Source organism: Devosia sp. Soil_C_22 (assembly GCF_057657195.1).
In genome coordinates this window covers 118,660-135,631 of sequence record NZ_JBDGIY010000001.1, presented here as the reverse complement: position 1 = coordinate 135,631, position 16,972 = coordinate 118,660, and the positions used below count along the sequence as shown (strand labels likewise).

Annotated in this window: 17 protein-coding genes; 8 read left to right on the top strand and 9 right to left on the bottom strand. The window is 62.1% G+C overall.

Going from position 1 to position 16,972, the window contains the following annotated elements; all coding sequences use genetic code 11:
- Genes AC3A6I_RS00570 through AC3A6I_RS00560 form a run of 3 tightly spaced genes read right to left on the bottom strand, consistent with a single transcriptional unit; the run spans nucleotide 1 to nucleotide 3,429 of the window.
- On the bottom strand, nucleotides 1–651 hold the full coding sequence (locus AC3A6I_RS00570) for an SCO family protein (RefSeq protein WP_487541058.1): 651 nt from the start codon (nucleotides 649–651) through the stop codon (nucleotides 1–3).
- Nucleotides 641–1,132, bottom strand: a complete 492-nt coding sequence (locus AC3A6I_RS00565; protein ID WP_487541057.1) for a copper chaperone PCu(A)C — start codon at nucleotides 1,130–1,132, stop codon at nucleotides 641–643. The genes AC3A6I_RS00570 and AC3A6I_RS00565 overlap by 11 nt, the downstream gene beginning before the upstream one ends.
- Nucleotides 1,129–3,429: a heavy metal translocating P-type ATPase gene (locus AC3A6I_RS00560; RefSeq protein WP_487541056.1), complete on the bottom strand. Its 2,301-nt coding sequence runs from the start codon at nucleotides 3,427–3,429 to the stop codon at nucleotides 1,129–1,131. Before AC3A6I_RS00560 ends, AC3A6I_RS00565 begins: the two co-directional genes overlap by 4 nt.
- Here AC3A6I_RS00560 and AC3A6I_RS00555 point away from each other — a divergent pair.
- On the top strand, nucleotides 3,386–3,877 hold the full coding sequence (locus AC3A6I_RS00555) for a DUF2171 domain-containing protein (RefSeq protein WP_487541055.1): 492 nt from the start codon (nucleotides 3,386–3,388) through the stop codon (nucleotides 3,875–3,877). The two genes, AC3A6I_RS00560 and AC3A6I_RS00555, sit on opposite strands and share 44 nt — an antisense overlap.
- On the opposite strand, the gene AC3A6I_RS00550 is transcribed toward AC3A6I_RS00555, so the two are convergent.
- The 3 genes from AC3A6I_RS00550 to AC3A6I_RS00540 all read right to left on the bottom strand — a co-directional run bounded on the left by AC3A6I_RS00550 (nucleotide 3,763) and on the right by AC3A6I_RS00540 (nucleotide 6,275).
- On the bottom strand, nucleotides 3,763–4,269 hold the full coding sequence (locus AC3A6I_RS00550; RefSeq protein WP_487541054.1) for a Fur family transcriptional regulator: 507 nt from the start codon (nucleotides 4,267–4,269) through the stop codon (nucleotides 3,763–3,765). The genes AC3A6I_RS00555 and AC3A6I_RS00550 overlap by 115 nt on opposite strands.
- Nucleotides 4,270–4,312: 43 nt before the next feature.
- Nucleotides 4,313–5,644 (bottom strand): Nramp family divalent metal transporter, encoded by a 1,332-nt coding sequence (locus AC3A6I_RS00545; protein WP_487541053.1) that lies wholly within the window; start codon nucleotides 5,642–5,644, stop codon nucleotides 4,313–4,315.
- A 76-nt stretch (nucleotides 5,645–5,720) separates the two neighbouring features.
- Nucleotides 5,721–6,275, bottom strand: coding sequence for a hypothetical protein (locus tag AC3A6I_RS00540; RefSeq protein ID WP_487541052.1), 555 nt, complete (start codon nucleotides 6,273–6,275; stop codon nucleotides 5,721–5,723).
- 71 nt (nucleotides 6,276–6,346) lie between these two features.
- On the opposite strand from AC3A6I_RS00540, the gene AC3A6I_RS00535 reads away from it, so the two are divergent.
- Nucleotides 6,347–6,769, top strand: a complete 423-nt coding sequence (locus tag AC3A6I_RS00535) for a MerR family transcriptional regulator (RefSeq protein WP_487541051.1) — start codon at nucleotides 6,347–6,349, stop codon at nucleotides 6,767–6,769.
- 891 nt (nucleotides 6,770–7,660) lie between these two features.
- Here the strand turns inward: AC3A6I_RS00535 and AC3A6I_RS00530 are convergent.
- From AC3A6I_RS00530 to AC3A6I_RS00520, 3 genes are all read right to left on the bottom strand, one after another.
- A complete protein-coding gene (locus tag AC3A6I_RS00530) occupies nucleotides 7,661–7,963 on the bottom strand; it encodes a DUF4357 domain-containing protein (RefSeq protein WP_487544961.1) in 303 nt (100 codons plus the stop codon).
- A gap of 327 nt (nucleotides 7,964–8,290) precedes the next feature.
- Nucleotides 8,291–8,563: a hypothetical protein gene (locus AC3A6I_RS00525; protein WP_487541050.1), complete on the bottom strand. Its 273-nt coding sequence runs from the start codon at nucleotides 8,561–8,563 to the stop codon at nucleotides 8,291–8,293.
- A 412-nt stretch (nucleotides 8,564–8,975) separates the two neighbouring features.
- The gene (locus AC3A6I_RS00520; RefSeq protein WP_487541049.1) at nucleotides 8,976–9,794 is read right to left on the bottom strand and encodes a helix-turn-helix transcriptional regulator; all 819 of its coding nucleotides are present in this window, start codon (nucleotides 9,792–9,794) and stop codon (nucleotides 8,976–8,978) included.
- A gap of 95 nt (nucleotides 9,795–9,889) precedes the next feature.
- Between AC3A6I_RS00520 and AC3A6I_RS00515 the strand changes: the two genes are divergently transcribed.
- The 6 genes from AC3A6I_RS00515 to AC3A6I_RS00490 all read left to right on the top strand — a co-directional run bounded on the left by AC3A6I_RS00515 (nucleotide 9,890) and on the right by AC3A6I_RS00490 (nucleotide 16,959).
- A complete protein-coding gene (locus AC3A6I_RS00515) occupies nucleotides 9,890–10,789 on the top strand; it encodes an SDR family oxidoreductase (RefSeq protein ID WP_487541048.1) in 900 nt (299 codons plus the stop codon).
- A gap of 377 nt (nucleotides 10,790–11,166) precedes the next feature.
- The gene (locus AC3A6I_RS00510) at nucleotides 11,167–13,098 is read left to right on the top strand and encodes an ABC transporter substrate-binding protein (protein WP_487541047.1); all 1,932 of its coding nucleotides are present in this window, start codon (nucleotides 11,167–11,169) and stop codon (nucleotides 13,096–13,098) included.
- Nucleotides 13,099–13,156: 58 nt separating this feature from the next.
- Nucleotides 13,157–14,161 carry an ABC transporter permease gene (locus AC3A6I_RS00505; protein WP_487541046.1) on the top strand — a complete coding sequence of 335 codons (1,005 nt, stop codon included), beginning with the start codon at nucleotides 13,157–13,159 and terminating at the stop codon, nucleotides 14,159–14,161.
- Nucleotides 14,162–14,163: 2 nt separating this feature from the next.
- Nucleotides 14,164–15,021 carry an ABC transporter permease gene (locus tag AC3A6I_RS00500; protein WP_487541045.1) on the top strand — a complete coding sequence of 286 codons (858 nt, stop codon included), beginning with the start codon at nucleotides 14,164–14,166 and terminating at the stop codon, nucleotides 15,019–15,021.
- A gap of 1 nt (nucleotide 15,022) precedes the next feature.
- Nucleotides 15,023–16,048 (top strand): ABC transporter ATP-binding protein, encoded by a 1,026-nt coding sequence (locus AC3A6I_RS00495; RefSeq protein ID WP_487541044.1) that lies wholly within the window; start codon nucleotides 15,023–15,025, stop codon nucleotides 16,046–16,048.
- On the top strand, nucleotides 16,045–16,959 hold the full coding sequence (locus AC3A6I_RS00490) for an ABC transporter ATP-binding protein (protein ID WP_487541043.1): 915 nt from the start codon (nucleotides 16,045–16,047) through the stop codon (nucleotides 16,957–16,959). Before AC3A6I_RS00495 ends, AC3A6I_RS00490 begins: the two co-directional genes overlap by 4 nt.
- Nucleotides 16,960–16,972 lie beyond the last annotated feature (13 nt).

Below are 16,972 nucleotides of genomic sequence, written 5' to 3'. Positions count from 1 at the left end.
TCAGCCCTCGATCAGCTTCTTGAGTTTGCCGAGCTTGACCTCGAGCGACTCCTTGTCGTCGAGGGTACCGGCGAACTCACCATTGGCATCGACGAGGTAGATGCTGGCAGGATGCTGCATGGCGTAGCCACCTTGATCGTCTGGCAGCTTTGCGAACGACACGAAGCGCGACTTGGCCATCGCTTCGATAGCGCCGAGTTCGCCTGTCAGTCCCGCGATCCTTGGGCTAAAAAAGTCGACATAACTCTTCATGACCTCAACCGTGTCCCGCTCGGGGTCGACCGTGACGAACACGGCATTCAGCTTATCCGCCTCGGGACCGAGCTGAGTAAGCAAAGCGGCCATCTCTGCAAGTGCTGTCGGGCATACGTCGGGGCAGTTGGTGAAGCCGTAGAACCAGGCACCGGGCTTGCCGGCGAAATCGGCCTCAGTTACGGCCTTGCCATCCTCATTCACGAGCTGGAACGGGCCATTCATCGCGACCCCCGGCCCAAGGGATGGCATTTCGACCGACACACCTGATGGTGCCTGCGTGACCACTGCGTTCCTCGGCAGAAACCGCGGAAGCGCCATATATGCCACTGCAGCGAGCAGCGAACCCCACAGGATGATCTGAAAGACTACGAACCACCGCGGAGCCTTAGTGGCCACTGCCATGCTCCGTCATCGCGTCGTTCTGCGTTGTGCCGGCAGGTTCGACTTCGAAGGTGATCTCGACCCGCCCTGCCTTCTCGAATATCAGCGTGCCTTCAATGAGCTGACCTAGACCAATTGGCGCGGACAGACCTTCGAGCATGGCATGCGAACCATCGAGGCCAAGCTGATATTCACCGCCGCCTGGAATTTCTAGCCCGCCCTCGATAGGCAGCATCTTGGCCATTCCGCCTTCCACAACGGTGCGATGGAAGGTCACTCGTTCCGCTATGCCGGTTTCGATGCCGATTAGGCGATCGGGATCGGTGCCTGTATTGCGCAGGATCAGGTAGCCGGCCCCGGTTTTCGCGCCGGGGGGAGTGGCACGAACGAACGGGTGGACGATTTCGATAGTGCCGGCATTGAAGCCGTGCGCCGATGCATTGCCCGACAACAGGCCCAGCGCAAAGGCGAGCACCGTCACGTGGTGGAGCTTCATTTCTCCATCCCCTTCCAGACTAGCAGTCGCATGGCGTTGGCGGTGACCAGCACGGTGGCACCGGTATCGGCGAGGATGGCCGGCCACAGCCCGGTGATGCCCATCACGGTGGTGACGAGGAAGAAGGCCTTCAGCCCAAGCGAGATCGTGATGTTCTGCATGATGTTCGCCGTGGTCGCACGCGACAAGACGATCATGTTGGCGATGTCCATCACTCGGCCGTGCAGCACGGCAGCATCTGCCGTTTCAAGGGCGACGTCAGTACCTCCGCCCATGGCAATGCCAACATCGGCTGCCGCCAGCGCGGGCGCATCGTTGATACCGTCACCGACCTTGGCGACGATCTTGCCTTGCGACTTGAGGTCGCCGACGATCCGCTGCTTGTCCTCCGGCAACAACTCAGCGCGCGGCTTGATCCCGAGCTGCTTGCCAATCGCGGCTGCAGTCCGGCTGTTGTCGCCGGTCAGCATCACAGTTTCAGCGCCTATGCGCCTCAGGGCATCGAGGCCAGCCTTGGCGTCTTCTCGAGGTTCGTCACGCATGGCGATGGCGCCGGCAACGGAGCCATTGACGAGCAGCACGGACACCGTCTTCCCCTCGTCATTGAGGTCGGCGATCCTTGAATTCAGTTCTTCAGTCAGCCTGGTCTTTTCGGCAACTGCGTTCGGCGAACCGAGGAAAAGCTCCTCGCTCCCCACCCGTCCGGTCACGCCCTTGCCACCCACCGCACCGCCGGCGACGGCGCCGGCGACCTGCAGCTTGCGATCTTCAGCGGCCCCAAGGATGGCGGTGGCCAACGGATGGCTGGAGCCGATCTCCAATGCGGCGGCGAGCCGAAGCACGTCATCTTCGCTCCGTCCAACGCCGACGATATCGGTGACCTTGGGCTTGCCTTCAGTCAGCGTGCCAGTCTTGTCGAGCGCGACCTGATTGACCTTGCCGAGTTGCTCGAGCACTGCGCCGCCCTTCATCAGCAGACCACGTCGAGCGCCGGCAGAGAGGGCCGCGGCAATGGCCGCGGGGGTGGAAATGACCAGCGCACACGGGCAGCCAATCAGCAGCACTGCTAAGCCCTTGTAGATCCACTCCGACCAGACTCCTCCGGCAACGAGCGGAGGAAGCACGGCGATCAGCGCGGCGACGACCATGACGGCAGGCGTGTAGTAGCGCGAGAAGCGTTCGATGAACCGTTCGGTAGGCGCCTTGGACTCCTGCGCTTCCTCGACCAGCTTGATGATGCGAGAGATCGTATTGTCTTCGGCCGCCGCCGTGACCCGTACGCGCAGCGTGCCTTCCTGGTTGATGGTGCCAGCGAATACATCGTCGCCGTCGACTTTTCGCTTGGGGACGGACTCTCCGGTGACCGGGGCTTCGTCGATCGAGCTTTCGCCCGACGCAATCACGCCGTCCGCTGCGATGCGATCGCCCGGCCGCACAAGAATGATGCTGTCGACCGCGAGTGCCTCGGCCGGCACTTCCTTCGTGGTGCCGTTGGCCTCCACAAGCGCAGTCTTGGGCACGAGGGTAGCCAGCGCCTTGATGCTGGCACGGGCACGGCCGGTGGCAATGCCTTCCAGCAACTCGCCGACAAGGAAGAGGATCACTACAACGGCGGCCTCCTCACTCGCGCCGATGACCACAGCGCCGATCGCGGCCACCGTCATCAGCGTCTCGATGGTGAACGGAGCGCCGTTGATCGCACCCATGTAAGCACGGCGCGCAATGGGGATCAGGCCGACCAACATGGCGGCCGTGAAGATCCAGTAATCGAACGCGGGGATCAGCCAGGTGATCACGAATGCTGCAGCGATCGCTGCACCGCAGATGAAGGTCAGCCTCGCCTTGCGTGTCGCCCACCACGGCCCCTCTTCGAGGGCGTGATCATGGCCGTGCAATCCTGCGAGTTTGTCCCTTTCCTCACCACCACCATGCTCGTGACCGGAGTGATCATGGTTATGGTTATGGTCATGGTGATCGTGGTTGTGATCGTGGGCGCTGTGGTCGTGCCCTTTGTGATCGTGATCGTGGTCGTGCTTCTGCTGGGGGTCTGCCTTGCTCCGGCTAGTAGCCCCAGCGGACAGAACCGCGGCGCTATAGCCGACGTCTCCGACCTTCTTTGCAATCTGCGCCAGATCAGTGGCGGGAGCATGCCGAACCGTCATCGTCCCGGCCGTCACCGAAACGGAGACTGTTTCCACGCCTGAGACACGTCGCGTCGCTGCCTCGACCTTGGTGGCGCAGGCAGCGCAATCCATGCCTGCTACGCGGAAGCGAGTGTCGATGCTGTTGTCGGCCATGGCGACGGGCTCCAAACGAATTAGAGCCACCCCGATACAACCTCTGGCCACTAGAGGTTCAAGACGTAATCTAGTTACGTGGGCGTCTTTGTCGCAGGCTGACCCGGCGCTGCTGCCGGTAGCTTGGACGCCACCGCTCGGTTACAGCGCCGACATGCGGTTCAGTCGATCTCAACTCAGGAGACCTAACGAGATGTATGATCTGTCCGGTGTTCGACCTGGTATGACTGTTGTGGGCGCCGACGACGCGCCGATCGGCAAAGTCGCGTCGATTTCAGACGACCGCATCAAGCTGGAGCCTGTCGGGATGGGACAGCACTCCGAGCATAGCCACTACATACCCGGTGGCTTGGTAGTGGGTGTAGAGGGCGACGTCGTCCGTCTATCAGCGACCGGCGCAAACGCCGTTCTGCTCGACGAAGAGGAGGGCGGCTCACCAGCCGACTGATCCTCGGTGCCGCCGGGCGAGGACAGCTCCGGAACTCGCCGCCCTACGAGCGTCAGGCGGTGATCGACCAGGCGATAGCCAAGCCGCCGAGCGATGATCTGCTGCAGCTTTTCCAGCGTTTCGTCTGAGAACTCGACCATCTCGCCGGTGTCTGCGTCGACGAGGTGATCGTGGTGGCCGGTCCCGACGTCATACTTGCCGACGCGGCCACCGAAGGTCTGACGTTCGATAACGCCGGCCGCTTCGAATTGCCTAAGCGTCCTATAGACGGTTGCCATCGAGATGCGAGGCTGGGTCTGTCGCACCAAGTCGAGCAGGTCTTGTGCACCCGGATGATGATGTGCGACCGCAAGTGCCTGTGCGACAGCCCGGCGTTGCGGCGTCAGCCTCACGCCCTTCTTAAGGCAAAGCTGCTCGATCGACGGAGGTGCCGCGTCACATGAGGAAGTCATAGAGCAGCTTGACGTTGAGGACTGCGATGACCACGGCAACAAGGCCGGCCAGGCCGATCAACCACAGCGGCGCGACAAGGTCTCCCATCTTCTTCCTGTCGGCGGTGAACATGACCAGCGGGAACACTGCGAAGGACAGCTGCAGGCTCAGCACGACCTGGGTCAGGATGAGCAGTTGCGCCGTGCCCGACTGGCCGAACCAGATGGTGACGCCGGCGGCGGGAATGATGGCGATGGCGCGCGTTATCAGGCGCCGCAGCCATGGCGCGAGCCGGATACGCAGGAAACCCTCCATCACGATCTGGCCGGCGAGCGTTGCGGTCACCGTCGAGTTGATACCGCAACAGAGCAGCGCGATGCCGAACAGGGTCGGCGCGATGGCGGCGCCGAGCATCGGTGCGAGCAGGCTGTGCGCCTCGCCCAGTTCGGCGATCTCGGGCCTGCCGCCGGCATAGAAAGTGGCGGCGGCGAGGATGAGGATCGAGGCGTTCACCAGCAGGGCGAACATGAGCGCAAGCGTCGAGTCGATCGTTGCGAACTTCAGCGCCTCGCGCTTTTCGGCAAGGCTGCCGCCATAGGCGCGGGTCTGCACGATGCCCGAGTGCAGGTAGAGATTGTGGGGCATGACCGTGGCGCCGAGAATGCCCAGCGCCAGGTAGAGCATATCGGGATTGGTGACGATCTCGGTGGTGGGCGCGAAACCGCGGATGACATCGCCCCAGTTCGGATCGGCAAGGACGATCTGGACGAGGAAGCAGACCGCGATGATGCCCAGCAGCGCGACGACCAGAGCCTCGATCCAGCGGAAGCCCAAGCGCTGCAGGTAGAGGATGAGGAACACGTCGAGCGCGGTGATGACGACGCCGATCTCGAGCGGGATGCCGAAGAGCAGGTTGAGACCGATGGCAGTGCCGATCACCTCGGCGATGTCGGTGGCGATGATCGCGATCTCCGCCAGCAACCACAACACCCAACCCACGGGCTTCGGGAACGCGTCGCGGCAGGCCTGAGCCAGATCGCGACCCGACGCGATGGCGAGCCGTGCGCACAGCGATTGCAGGATGATCGCCATGATGTTGGAGACGAGCGCGACAACGAGCAGCGTGTAGCCGAAGCGCGAACCTCCAGCGATCGAGGTCGCCCAGTTGCCGGGATCCATGTAGCCGACGGCCACCAGATAGCCCGGCCCGGCGAAGGCTGCGGCCCTTCGAAAGAACGACCCCTTGACCGGTACACTTCGATGGACGTCGGCCAGCGAAGCATCGCCTCGCTCGGTCTTCCACCCGTTGAGACCCCGATTGAGGGTATCGTCCATGATCGCTTCTCGCAGTTGCAATTCATTCGCAATAGCATTTGGGATGAAATGCCGCAAGAGAGCGCGAGTCTCGCGGCTAGTCGCGCCTCCCTCGAGCTAGACGCGTCATTCCCCACCAGGAAATGGGAGCCAGAACGATAACTGTCGCCATTCCAGGGAAGTAGCCGTAGGGCTCGCCCGTCAGGAACGGGAAGATCAGGAAATGCGCCAGTTCGGTCACGCCCATGGCGGCGAAGGCGGTCCATGCCAGGTAGTAGCCGAAAGCTAGCCGATGGATCACGAGGAAGGGCATTGCGATCCATCCACCAACCGAGAGAAGGACAAGAAGCATGACTTGCCACGAAAGGATGGCCGGCGTTGCAGTGCCGGTTATCCGCGCGAGTTCGGTGAAGAAGCCCGTGCCGTATTCCTCAACTCGGTGCGCTATGAAGAGCGCGAACGCGATGAGGAACGGCCACTTGATCACCTGGAAGTCCGGTTGGCGTGGAAAGGCCAACCAGAGGACCAACCCAACGCCGAAGCCCGAACTGAAGATCAGCATCGTCCATATGCCGAAACTGAAATAGCCGAGCGCGAGGATGGCTATGGTCATCCCGACGGCAACCAAAACGGTCAGGTTGTCGCGCTCCATGCTTCATCCTTCCAAGCGAGAATGGATGAAGGTAATTTCTCTAGCCACTATAGGGTCAAGAGGATCGATGCATGGATTTACCGATAGGCGAGCTGTCTGCGCGAACCAGCGTTAAGGTTCCGACCATCCGCTACTATGAGCAGATAGGGCTGCTAGCGGCTCCGCCGCGCAGCGAGGGTGGGCAGCGCAGGTACAGCAAGAGGGAAGTCGACCGTCTGAACTTTATCCGGCATGCCCGCGAACTGGGATTTGAGGTCGAGGACATCCGCGAACTTCTCGCGATGAACGAGCAGCCGCAGGAGTCATGCCACCAGGCCGACAGTATAGCGCAAGCGCACTTGCTTGAGGTGGACAGACGCATCGCCAGCTTGCAGGCGCTCCGTAGCGAGCTGTCCCGCATGGTGGAAGAGTGCGGCCACGGCAGGGTGTGCGACTGCCGAATAATCGAAGCCCTAGCCGACCACAGTCTTTGCCAAACCGAACATACGCATTAGGTGCCGTGGATGTCGTCTGTTCGACGCAAGCATGCGTCACGCCTCGTCGACGAACGGGCCATCGAGAATGCGGAGGACGGCAAGTACACGGAAGTCATCGGAGACCGCGGGCCCAAGTGGTAGGGCCCGCGGAATTTCCGGTGAGCACCTTGTCGCCGCCAAGCGGACAGCTGCTCCCTATGTGCGCTGCGGCTGCCCCTCATTGCACTCACAGGCAGGGAGGACCCATCGATCTGCGAGAGCACCATGGCGACGGCGACCGCCTGCGGGGCTGAAGGACAACGCCCTGCAAGACGGATGTCCGTAAGCTCCGCTGCGATTGCGTGCAGAAACGTAGTGTGCGGTTGGAAGGACTTGGCGGCGCCGTACCATCGGGCGACACGATCTATCTGCTTCGTCGGCTCACCGATCTACCAAGACATCTTGTAGGCTCGCGACGAATAGCCGTTGCGCGATCACATCTCTCCGGACACGCAGGCGGTCGCCGTCGCCATGGTGCTCTCGCAGATCGATGGGTCCTCCCTGCCTGTGAGTGCAATGAGGGGCAGCCGCAGCGCATGTAGAGAGCAGCCACGGTGTTTTTTTCCGATTGCTGCTGCCGGACCTTCCAGAAGTGGCATCAACCTCCGGATATCACCGCCGAAGTTGGCACCGGCAGTTAGCCCGACCGCTGCAATTGCCAGCTTTGGCCCGACTTAACCCATTGAAGTTACGTCTCTTGTCGTTGCTGCGGCATTGCCGCCGCACTTGGTTCGGCAACTGCCGACAAGCCCCGGAAAAGTCCGAGCTAATAGGGAGTAATGGCCCTTCTGACCGCTGCTATGCGCCATCTTGCGCGCTCAAGGGGCGCGCGGACATAGATGCTTCGACAGCAAGCAGGCCGCAGCCGCATTACACCACTTCAGCCGCCTTGACGTCTCGATAGCTGACCCCTTCGGAAGTTCGCCATTCCCTTGGCCCGCTTGCACTTCGACCAGCGACAATCGCGGCTGCCGCACTCGGACTGCTGAATGCAACATCCCGAGTGAAACGAAGGTGATCGCCGTCTGCGGAGAGGCTCCCATTGGCAAGCAGTCCGTCCCGTAGCGTCCGATAGCCAGCCGGGAAGGTGCCAGTCTCGCCGCTGCGTGCCGTCGAGCCGGCGAGAACGACAAAGCCCGCTTCGGTCTCCATGCCCCGCGCACGCGCGCCCACCGGCCTCGAAGACAAACACCTTCCCGTCCTCAGATACCGTCCGTGACTGGCCGGCGACGATCGCAGCCGGCGCTGGCCTCAAAAGATCCTGGCTGACGAACGGGAGCACGATTCTGAGCTGGGCGAGGAAGAAGTCCATGTCGGCACGATCCGACTCCGGCAGACGGCGGAAATCCGGTTCGCGCGTATTGGTGAGCCTCACCGAGCCAGCGCTCCCCACGGCACGGATCAACTGGCTCTCAAGGTAGCGCACGTGAGTCTTGGTGAGGTTGTCGTCAGCCGAGACGATGACCGCGACCCGGTCGAAGAAATCCTGATCGCCTGAACTCACGTGAAAGCGCATCCGCGCGGCACATCGTCGGCCTCGCCGACGTAGGCGGCGGTCCCGTTCACCCGCTCGGGATCGGGGCCCATCATGATGTAGATGCCGGTGCGGGCGCACTCGGGGCGGCGCAGCAGGTCGGCCACACGTGCCCGTGGAGCGCTCAACACCTTACCCGCCCAATTGCCCATCTCCACGGACACCAGGCCCTCGGCCGTTCCGTCAACAAGGAACAGGCGAATGGTGCGGCCGGCTGGCTGGTTAGGGCTCTCTGACACTGACAGGCTCTCCATGGAGCCTGCAGACTATAGTCGACATCGTTCACAGCGGATGAATGTGGACGATAGTCCGTGGGAGTATCGTCTGCCCCGTGGCCTCGTCTGGTCATGGCCACCATCCAGGACACACTCGCGAAAAACCTTCGCCTCGCCCGTCGGCGAGTGGGTGTCTCACAGGAGGAACTGGCCGATCGGGCCGGTATCGATCGCACGTACAAGGGGGCGAGCGCGGATGGGCCGCTATTGGAGAATCTCGGCCGAAACGGACATCCCGCCGATGGGCTTTCGCCTATCGTTGAAAATCGAACCAGGTGCCGTGGAGCATGCGGCTATCGTCGTCGCCATCACAACAAGCGAGCCTGCAGCGCTTGCACGACGCCCCGGGGCCCATTCGCTTGATCCGGCTGGCGGCTCAACAGGCGTCGGTGATGAGCGAGCGAAATTGCTTCATCACGTCCATGCTTGCCGGACTGTAGACCATCATCTTGAGGTCAGACCGACCTTCGACTGCGAAGGTGGAGAACTCCATTTCGATCGGTCCGAGGACGGGATGGTGAAAGCGCTTGATGCCTTCGCGCGCCCCCGTGACCTCGTTATCTGTCCACATTGCCTTGAATTCCGGGCTGCTGGCGGAAAGTTCTTCGACCAGATGCCGGATTTCCACGCCCGCCCCCGCGCGCGCCGCATCGGCGCGGAATGCGCCAACGACATAACGAGCAACATCGCGCCAGTCGTCCTGCGCAGCGCGCATGCGCTCATCGGAGAACATCATGCGAAGAATGTTGCGACGTTCCCTGGGCAACTGGGCATAATCTGTCAGGATCACAGCCGCCGCCTTGTTCCACGCCACCACATCCCATGTCGCCGTCCTGATGATGGCCGGGCTGAGCGGCATTGAGTCCAGCACTGTCTGCAGCACTGGCGTGATGCCTTCGTGGTGGCGGTAGTGTGGCTCAGGCGGATGCCCAAAAGCGAGAACGTGCAGGTGATCACGCTCAGGCTCGGTCAGCATCAGCCCTCTTGCGATGCGATCGAGCACGTCGGAGGACGGTGAGCCACCCCGCCCCTGCTCCAGCCAGGTGTACCAGGTCGGGCTTATGTTGGCACGCTGTGCGACCTCCTCGCGACGCAGGCCGGGCGTGCGTCGGCGACCCGCCTGGAAGCCGAATGCAGCCGGATCAAGACGCATGCGCCGGTCGCGCAGGAATGTACCAAGAGCACTGTCACCCATGTGAGCCTGTTGTAGGTTATACTGGGATAAAGTCACTACTTTAACAGGATCATTTTCAATGAGATCAACCGGAGCGTCAATGCTGGAGATTTCATATGCGCGTTTTTCTGACAGGTGCCACCGGGTTCGTCGGGTCCAATGTGCTTCGCGAGTTATTGGCCGCCGGCCATGAGGTAATCGGCCTCACTCGATCTGACTCAGGAGCAAAAGTACTGGCCGGCGCGGGCGCGTCCGCGCATCTCGGTACGCTGGAGGATCCCTCTGGCTTGGCACGGGGAGCCGAGAACGCCGACGCAGTCATCCACACAGCGTTCGATCATGAGTTCTCGAATTTCGAGGCCAACTGCGAAAAGGATCGCCGTGTCATTGCCGCGCTTGGATCCGTCCTGCGGGGATCGGACCGGCCGCTGCTCATTACATCGGGCGTCGGCATCGGCGATCCGGGCAACGGCGAACCCGCTCGCGAGGATGTTTTCGACACCCATCATTTCAATCCACGAATAGCCTCAGAACTGGCGGGCCAAGAACTGCTTGAAGCGGGCATCAATCTCGGCGTCGTTCGACTTCCGCAGGTGCACGACACTGTCAAGCAGGGCCTGATCTCTTCCTATGTCGATATGGCCTGCGAGAAGGGCGTCGTTGCCTACGTAGATGAGGGCGCCAACCGCTGGGCGGCAGGCCACGTGAGCGATGTGGCGAAACTTTACGTTCTCGCACTCGGCCGGGGGGAGACCGGTGCCCGCTACAATGCGGTGGCCGAAGAGGGGGTTGCCGCGCGCGACATCGCCGAAGCAGTCGCTATCGGCCTTGGGCTACCCACCACCTCGCTTTCGAAAGAAGAAGCCAAGTCTCATTTCGGCTGGTTCGCCATGTTCGCCGCGGCAAACTTGACGGCTTCGAGCGCACTGACCCGACAAAAGCTTGGTTGGCTGCCAACAGGGCCGAATTTGCTCGAGGATTTGAGAGAGAGGGACTACTCGGCGAAGCAGGGCTGAAGGCCGACGAAGCGAAAAGCGACGGCACCCACCGGGGTGTGCCGTCGCTCTGCCGACGCCCCTGGGGGCGGCATCACAGTTCCTGGCGCTCGATCCCGCCGGCGTTCGGTGATGACAGATCGCGTTAGGCTTCGGCCGCGAACAATTGACTGCTCAGGTAAACGGCTCGGTTCGCCCCACGATCACCACTCATCGTGCCAGCAGCGGTCCGCCCTCAGCTCCCGCTTGCGCCAAAAGCGGCCTTGCGGCGTCGAGACCGGAAGTCGACGCGTCGAAATGGCACTTTGGTATGAGTAATCTCGTGCAATTATTGTAATAGTCTGAGGATTAGGTTACGCATCCTTTCAGTCGGCCTAGCGTCGGCGAAGGAGGAAACCATGAAAGTTGTCCGCACTACCCTGGCAGGCCTCGGTGGCCTGCTAGGTGGGATGAGTCTTGCCCTAGCCTTGGCGGTTGCCCCTGCAATTGCGCAGGAACCTGCCACGGCGCCGATCACAGATCTGCCGCGCAACGAAACGCTGATCATCAACAATCCGGAGAGCCCAGCGTCCAGTCCGGGTAACTTCAACCTCTGGGTCGCCGGCAATGGCGCCGGCAACTCCACCGGCCTCCATCAGCTCGTGATGGACACCTTGTGGTTCATGGACCCGGAGAAGGGGCTCAACGGCTCGCTCTACAATGAGCTGGCAGCCGAGCCGTGGCAGTACAATGCCGACTTCACCGAGATGACGGCGAAACTGAAGCAGGGCATCAAGTGGAGCGACGGCGTCGATTTCACGTCCGCCGACGTCAAGTACACCGTGGATACCCAGATCGCGACCCCGGGGCTGACGTGGTCGGCGCCGCTGTCGGCGCAGGTGGACAGCGTCGATACTCCGGACGACTACACGGTGCACTTCAAGCTCAAGAAGCCCAACGCTCGGTTCCACACCATCTTCATGACCTTCTGGAACGGCGCCTGGATCATGCCCAAGCACGTGTTCGAGAAGGTCGCAGACATCAAGTCCTACGATTTCAACCCGCCGGTGGGTCTGGGACCGTATACCCTGCACTCCTACGATCCCAACGGGGCCTGGTACATCTGGCAGCGCCGCGAGGACTGGAAGAACACCGGCATGGCCGAGTGGGGCGAGCCGGGGCCGAAATACATAATCTACGAGTCGATCCCGTCGAACGACAAGCGGCTCATCGAGATGGTCAACGGCAATCTCGACCTGATCCATGACCTGTCGCCCGAGGGCATGTTCAGCCTGCCGGCACAGGACAAATTCGCCCGCGGCTGGTTCCCCACCTTCCCCTATGCGCATCCCGATCCGACGCTGGTCAGCATCATTCTCAACGACCAGAATCCGATGTTCGCCGACAAACGCGTACGGTGGGCCTTGGCCCTGATGCTCGATCCTGTCGAAATCTCGATGGCGTCCTATCGCGGTGCGGCGACGATGTCGGCCATCGCGATCCCGCCGACCGGCACGCACACGGATGACTACTTCGCCCCGATGCAGGATTGGCTGACCAACTACGAGCTCGATACCGGCAAGTCCAAGATCAAACCGTACGATCCGACCTTCGGCGATGCCATCACGGCACAGCTGCGTCCGCAGTTCGGCGATGCGGTACCGAGTGATCCCGAGCTGATCAAGAAGGCCTTCGGTTTCGGCTGGTGGAAGAAGAACCTGCAGGCGGCCGGTGAGCTGCTGGAGTCCGCGGGTTTCACCAACCAGGGCGGTAAGTGGTTCAAGCCGGACGGCACACCGTTCAAGTTCACCATCAACACGTTCCCGGACGGTGTCATCAATCGCCTCGGCACCGACATCGCCCAGCAGTGGTCGCTTGCCGGCGTTGAGGTGACGGCGCTGGTCGATCCGAACGTGTTCGGTGGCACGCTGCAGAGCGGTCAGTATGAGGCCGCCACGGCCTGGACCATTGCCACCTGGGGCGGTAACCCGGATCTCAGCTTCTTCCTCGACAGCTGGCATTCGGAATACCTGGCCAAGCCGGGCGACCGCCAGCCCGACCGCAACTTCCAGCGCTGGGCCGATCCGCGTCTCGATGCGATCATCGAAAAGATGCGGACGACCGAGTTCACCGATCACGACGCCAACGTGGCCATCGGCAAGGAGTTCATCGAGCTCATGGTCGACGAGATGCCGATCATCCCGCTGATGTCGTTCAACGTGTTCTCGGCCTACAGCACCCGCTACTGGACCGGCTTCCCGACGGGCGAGGCCAATCCCTACGCCAACATCGTCAACAACTGGGCGAACTCGAAATACATCCTCACCCAGTTGAAGCCTGCGGCCAACTGACGATCGACTTGGACATTGCGGCGCCCGGCCTGTGCTGGGCGCCGACTTGGGGACCTTCATGCAAAGTTATGCACTCTTCGCGCTGAAGCGGCTCGTTCAACTGCTGGCGGTCATCGTCTGTGGGTGTTCGATCGCGTTCCTCATCGCGCACCTCTCGCCGATCAGCCCGGTCGACCAGATCCTGGCGCGAGTCACCGGCAAGTCGAATTTCGATCCTGACTCGATCATCGAACTGCGCCGGGTGCTCACCGAACTGTTCGGCCTCGATGTGCCGCTGCACGAGCAGTACCTGCACTTCCTGAGCCGGTTGCCGTTCTTCGACTTCGGGCCGTCACTGATGGCATTTCCCACACCTGCAACGTCGCTTGTCGCATTGGCGCTGCCCTGGACCGTCGGCCTGCTCACGGTCGCCGTCCTTATCACCTGGGTGCTGGGAAACCTTGGTGGTGCGCTCGCGGGCTACTACCCGAATTCTCGCATCCTCAAGGCGCTTGGCGTCGTGTTCATCGGCATCCAGCCGATTCCTTACTACATCGTCGCCTTCCTGATGGTCATCGTCTTCGGGTTCCTCTGGCCGGTGCTGCCGATCAGCGGCGGCTTTGCGATGAACGTGCGCCCCGGCTGGACCTGGCAGTTTGCGCTGTCGATTGCGCAGCACGCCATTCTGCCGGCGGGATCGCTGATCATCGCAGGTCTTGGTGGCTGGTTTCTCGCCATGCGGTCGCTGGCCTCCAACATCGTGACCGAGGACTACGTGACCTTCGCCGAGCTTGCCGCCGTACGGCCGGGCCGCATCGTCTACAGCTACGTGTTTCGCAACGCGCTGGTGCCCCAGTTGACCGCCCTCGCGATGGTCCTGGGAAGCATCTTTTCGGGGACGATTATCACCGAGCAAGTGTTCTCCTATCCCGGTCTAGGCTCACTCCTCGTCACCGCAGTGAATGGCGGTGATACCGGCGTCGTGCTCGCGATCTCCTGCATTTCCATCGTCGCCGTGGCTTGCGCGATCTTCATCGTCGATCTGCTGCAGCCGCTCATCGACCCTCGCGTACGAGCGGAATAGCGATGTTCAGCATCTTCCGTGACCTGCTGCGGCATAACTCCGAGTTCGCAATCGGGCTGATCCTCGTCGGCATCATCGTGGCTTTCACTCTTCTGAGCTTCCTGTCGCCCATCGACCCGACGCTCGTCTATCGCGCGCCCCCGGACCAGCCTCCCAGCCTGCAATACTGGTTCGGCACCAATTCGCGCGGCCAGGACCTTTTCTGGCAGCTCAGCTTCGCCTTTCGCAACACGCTGGTCTTCGGCCTGACCGTTGCGGTCCTTTCCCGCATCATCGCACTCGTGGTGGGTCTGGTCGCCGGATATATCGGCGGCCGGGTCGACCGAACGCTGATGTTCGTCACCGACATCCTTGTCGCCATTCCGCTGTTCCCGATACTGATCCTGTTCTACTTCGTCATGCGCGCCAACATGAACGCCTTCTACCTGGCGATCATGATGGCGAGCTTCGGGTGGGCATTCGACGCGCGCCTGATCCGATCGATCGCGCTCGGCCTGCGCAATCGCGAGTTCACTCGGCATGCGGTCTTCGCCGGCATGTCACCGGTCGAAACGATGGTGCAAGAGCATCTGCCCTATGTGATGCCCATCGTCTTTGCCAGCACCATCAACAACATGATCTGGTCGATGGGTCTGGAGGTGACGCTCGCAGTACTCGGCTTCACCAACCTGAACGTGCCCACCGTAGGGACAACCCTCTACTGGGCCAACAATCACTCAGCCATGCTGGTCGGAGTCTGGTGGTGGATCCTGATCCCGGTGGCGCTGGTGGTGGCGCTCTTCATCGGGCTGTACCTGCTTGCCGTCTCCCTCAACGAATATATCGATCCGCGCAGCAGGCTGCGTCGCATGGGATTGTGAGATGAGCGACATCCTCACCGTGTCGGGCCTGAAGGCCTATTACCAGATCGGGCCCAAGGCTCAGGCTCGTTATGTCAAGGCTGTCGATGACGTCACACTGAGCATCGGCCGGAACGAGATCTACGGCATCGCCGGCGAGAGTTCGTCTGGCAAAACCAGCCTCATCAAAGTACTGGCGGCAGCCGTTCGGCCCCCCTTGCGCGTCATGGAGGGTAGCGCCACCTACAGCTTCGCCACTGGCGATCTCGATGTCGCCTCGGCAACGCCCAGGGAGATTGAGGCCGCTCGATGGAAGAGCCTCAGCTACATCATGCAGGGCTCGATGAGCGTCCTCAATCCGCTACGCCGCATCGGCCGGATATTCGAGGACTTTGCCAGTCGTCCGCTGGGGCTGGACGGAACAGCCTTCCGTGAGCGCGTCGCTGGGCATCTCGACCGGTTGAAGCTCGGTGCCTCCGTGCTCGATGCGTATCCGCACGAACTGTCGGGCGGCATGCGACAGCGCGTGACGATCGGCCTCGCCACCGTCTGCAACCCCGAGTTCGTCATCGCGGACGAGCCCACGACCGCGCTGGATGTCGTGGTGCAAAAGGACGTGCTGGCCCTGATCAAGGATCTCAAGGGGCAGATGGGGTCATCGATCGTCTTCGTCACTCATGACATGGCAGTCCACGCCAACATGGCAGACCGTGTCGGTATCTTCTACGCGGGCCGCCTCGTGGAAGAAGCGCCAACTCGCGCTCTGTTCCAGGCGCCGAGACATCCGTACACCGCCCATCTCATCGGCAGCCTTCCAAGGATCGGAGACACAGCGCCGCGGCCCGCCCTGGAAGGCCGCCCGCCAAACCTTTCGGCCCCGCCCGAGGGCTGCAGGTTCCATCCACGCTGCCCCCTGGCCATCGACAAGTGCAGGACCGAAGCACCGCCCCTTGAGACGGTGGAGCCGGGCCGGCGCACTGCCTGCTGGCGCTGGCGTGATGTCGAACCGATCGCGGCACATCCCGCCCAGCGAGGAGTTCCGGCATGACCGCCGTACTCGAAGTCAGCGCCATCACGAAGTCGTTTTCGGTCGGTGGCGCCTTGTCCCGCCGCCTGACCCATGCCGTCAGCGATGTGTCATTTTCCCTAGGAGAGACAGGGCCGGAGATTTTCACCATCATCGGCGAAAGCGGATCGGGCAAGACCACGCTGTCCCGCATGATCCTGGGGCTCGAATACCCCACCTCCGGCGAAATCGTCTTCATGGGCCAGCCGATCGGCCGTCTGGACCGGGCGCACCGGCTCGCGTTCATGGCCAAGGTGCAGCCGGTTTTCCAGAACCCGTTTGAAGCGTTCAATCCGCTGCGGCCCATCGAGCGCTACCTGCAGTCAACGGCCCGGCGGTTCCGTGGCCTCAAGCGCCGCGAGGACATTGACCGGGCAATGGACGAAGCGCTCCAGAAGGTCGGCCTGTCCCTGGCCGAAATCCGCGGACGCTTCCCGCACGAGCTGTCGGGTGGCCAGTTGCAGCGCGCCGCCATCGCCCGTGCGCTCATCCCCAATCCGGCTCTGCTCATCGCGGACGAGCCGGTATCGATGGTCGACGCGTCCCTGCGCATGGCCATCGTCAACCTGCTGAAGCAGCTGCGCGACGAGCTCGGCGTGTCTGTGGTTTACATCACTCACGACCTTGCCACCGCCTACTACATTTCCGACCGCCTGATGATCATGCAGAAGGGCAAGGTCGTCGAGATGGGCCCCGCCCGTCCGATCCTGGACGCCCCCGAACATGCCTATTCGCGGCTGCTCAAGGGGGCTGTGCTGTCGGTGGATGGGGCGCCAGGCAACCTGACGCGCAGTGCAAGCGTCGACGCTCCAACTACCGTGCAACCTGGCCAGCTTGTGGAAAGCACCGGTGGACGGCTGGTGCGCCGCGAACTTGCCGATCATGCACAATGACGGCGGCTTCGCC

Coding starts and splice junctions, on each gene's coding strand:
- AC3A6I_RS00565 (WP_487541057.1), bottom strand. CDS start 1,132: ATGAAGCTCCACCACGTGACGGTGCTCGCCTTTGCGCTGGGCCTGTTG.
- AC3A6I_RS00555 (WP_487541055.1), top strand. CDS start 3,386: ATGCCTGCTACGCGGAAGCGAGTGTCGATGCTGTTGTCGGCCATGGCG.
- AC3A6I_RS00560 (WP_487541056.1), bottom strand. CDS start 3,429: ATGGCCGACAACAGCATCGACACTCGCTTCCGCGTAGCAGGCATGGAT.
- AC3A6I_RS00545 (WP_487541053.1), bottom strand. CDS start 5,644: ATGGACGATACCCTCAATCGGGGTCTCAACGGGTGGAAGACCGAGCGA.
- AC3A6I_RS00540 (WP_487541052.1), bottom strand. CDS start 6,275: ATGGAGCGCGACAACCTGACCGTTTTGGTTGCCGTCGGGATGACCATA.
- AC3A6I_RS00535 (WP_487541051.1), top strand. CDS start 6,347: ATGGATTTACCGATAGGCGAGCTGTCTGCGCGAACCAGCGTTAAGGTT.
- AC3A6I_RS00520 (WP_487541049.1), bottom strand. CDS start 9,794: ATGGGTGACAGTGCTCTTGGTACATTCCTGCGCGACCGGCGCATGCGT.
- AC3A6I_RS00515 (WP_487541048.1), top strand. CDS start 9,890: ATGCGCGTTTTTCTGACAGGTGCCACCGGGTTCGTCGGGTCCAATGTG.
- AC3A6I_RS00510 (WP_487541047.1), top strand. CDS start 11,167: ATGAAAGTTGTCCGCACTACCCTGGCAGGCCTCGGTGGCCTGCTAGGT.
- AC3A6I_RS00505 (WP_487541046.1), top strand. CDS start 13,157: ATGCAAAGTTATGCACTCTTCGCGCTGAAGCGGCTCGTTCAACTGCTG.
- AC3A6I_RS00500 (WP_487541045.1), top strand. CDS start 14,164: ATGTTCAGCATCTTCCGTGACCTGCTGCGGCATAACTCCGAGTTCGCA.
- AC3A6I_RS00495 (WP_487541044.1), top strand. CDS start 15,023: ATGAGCGACATCCTCACCGTGTCGGGCCTGAAGGCCTATTACCAGATC.
- AC3A6I_RS00490 (WP_487541043.1), top strand. CDS start 16,045: ATGACCGCCGTACTCGAAGTCAGCGCCATCACGAAGTCGTTTTCGGTC.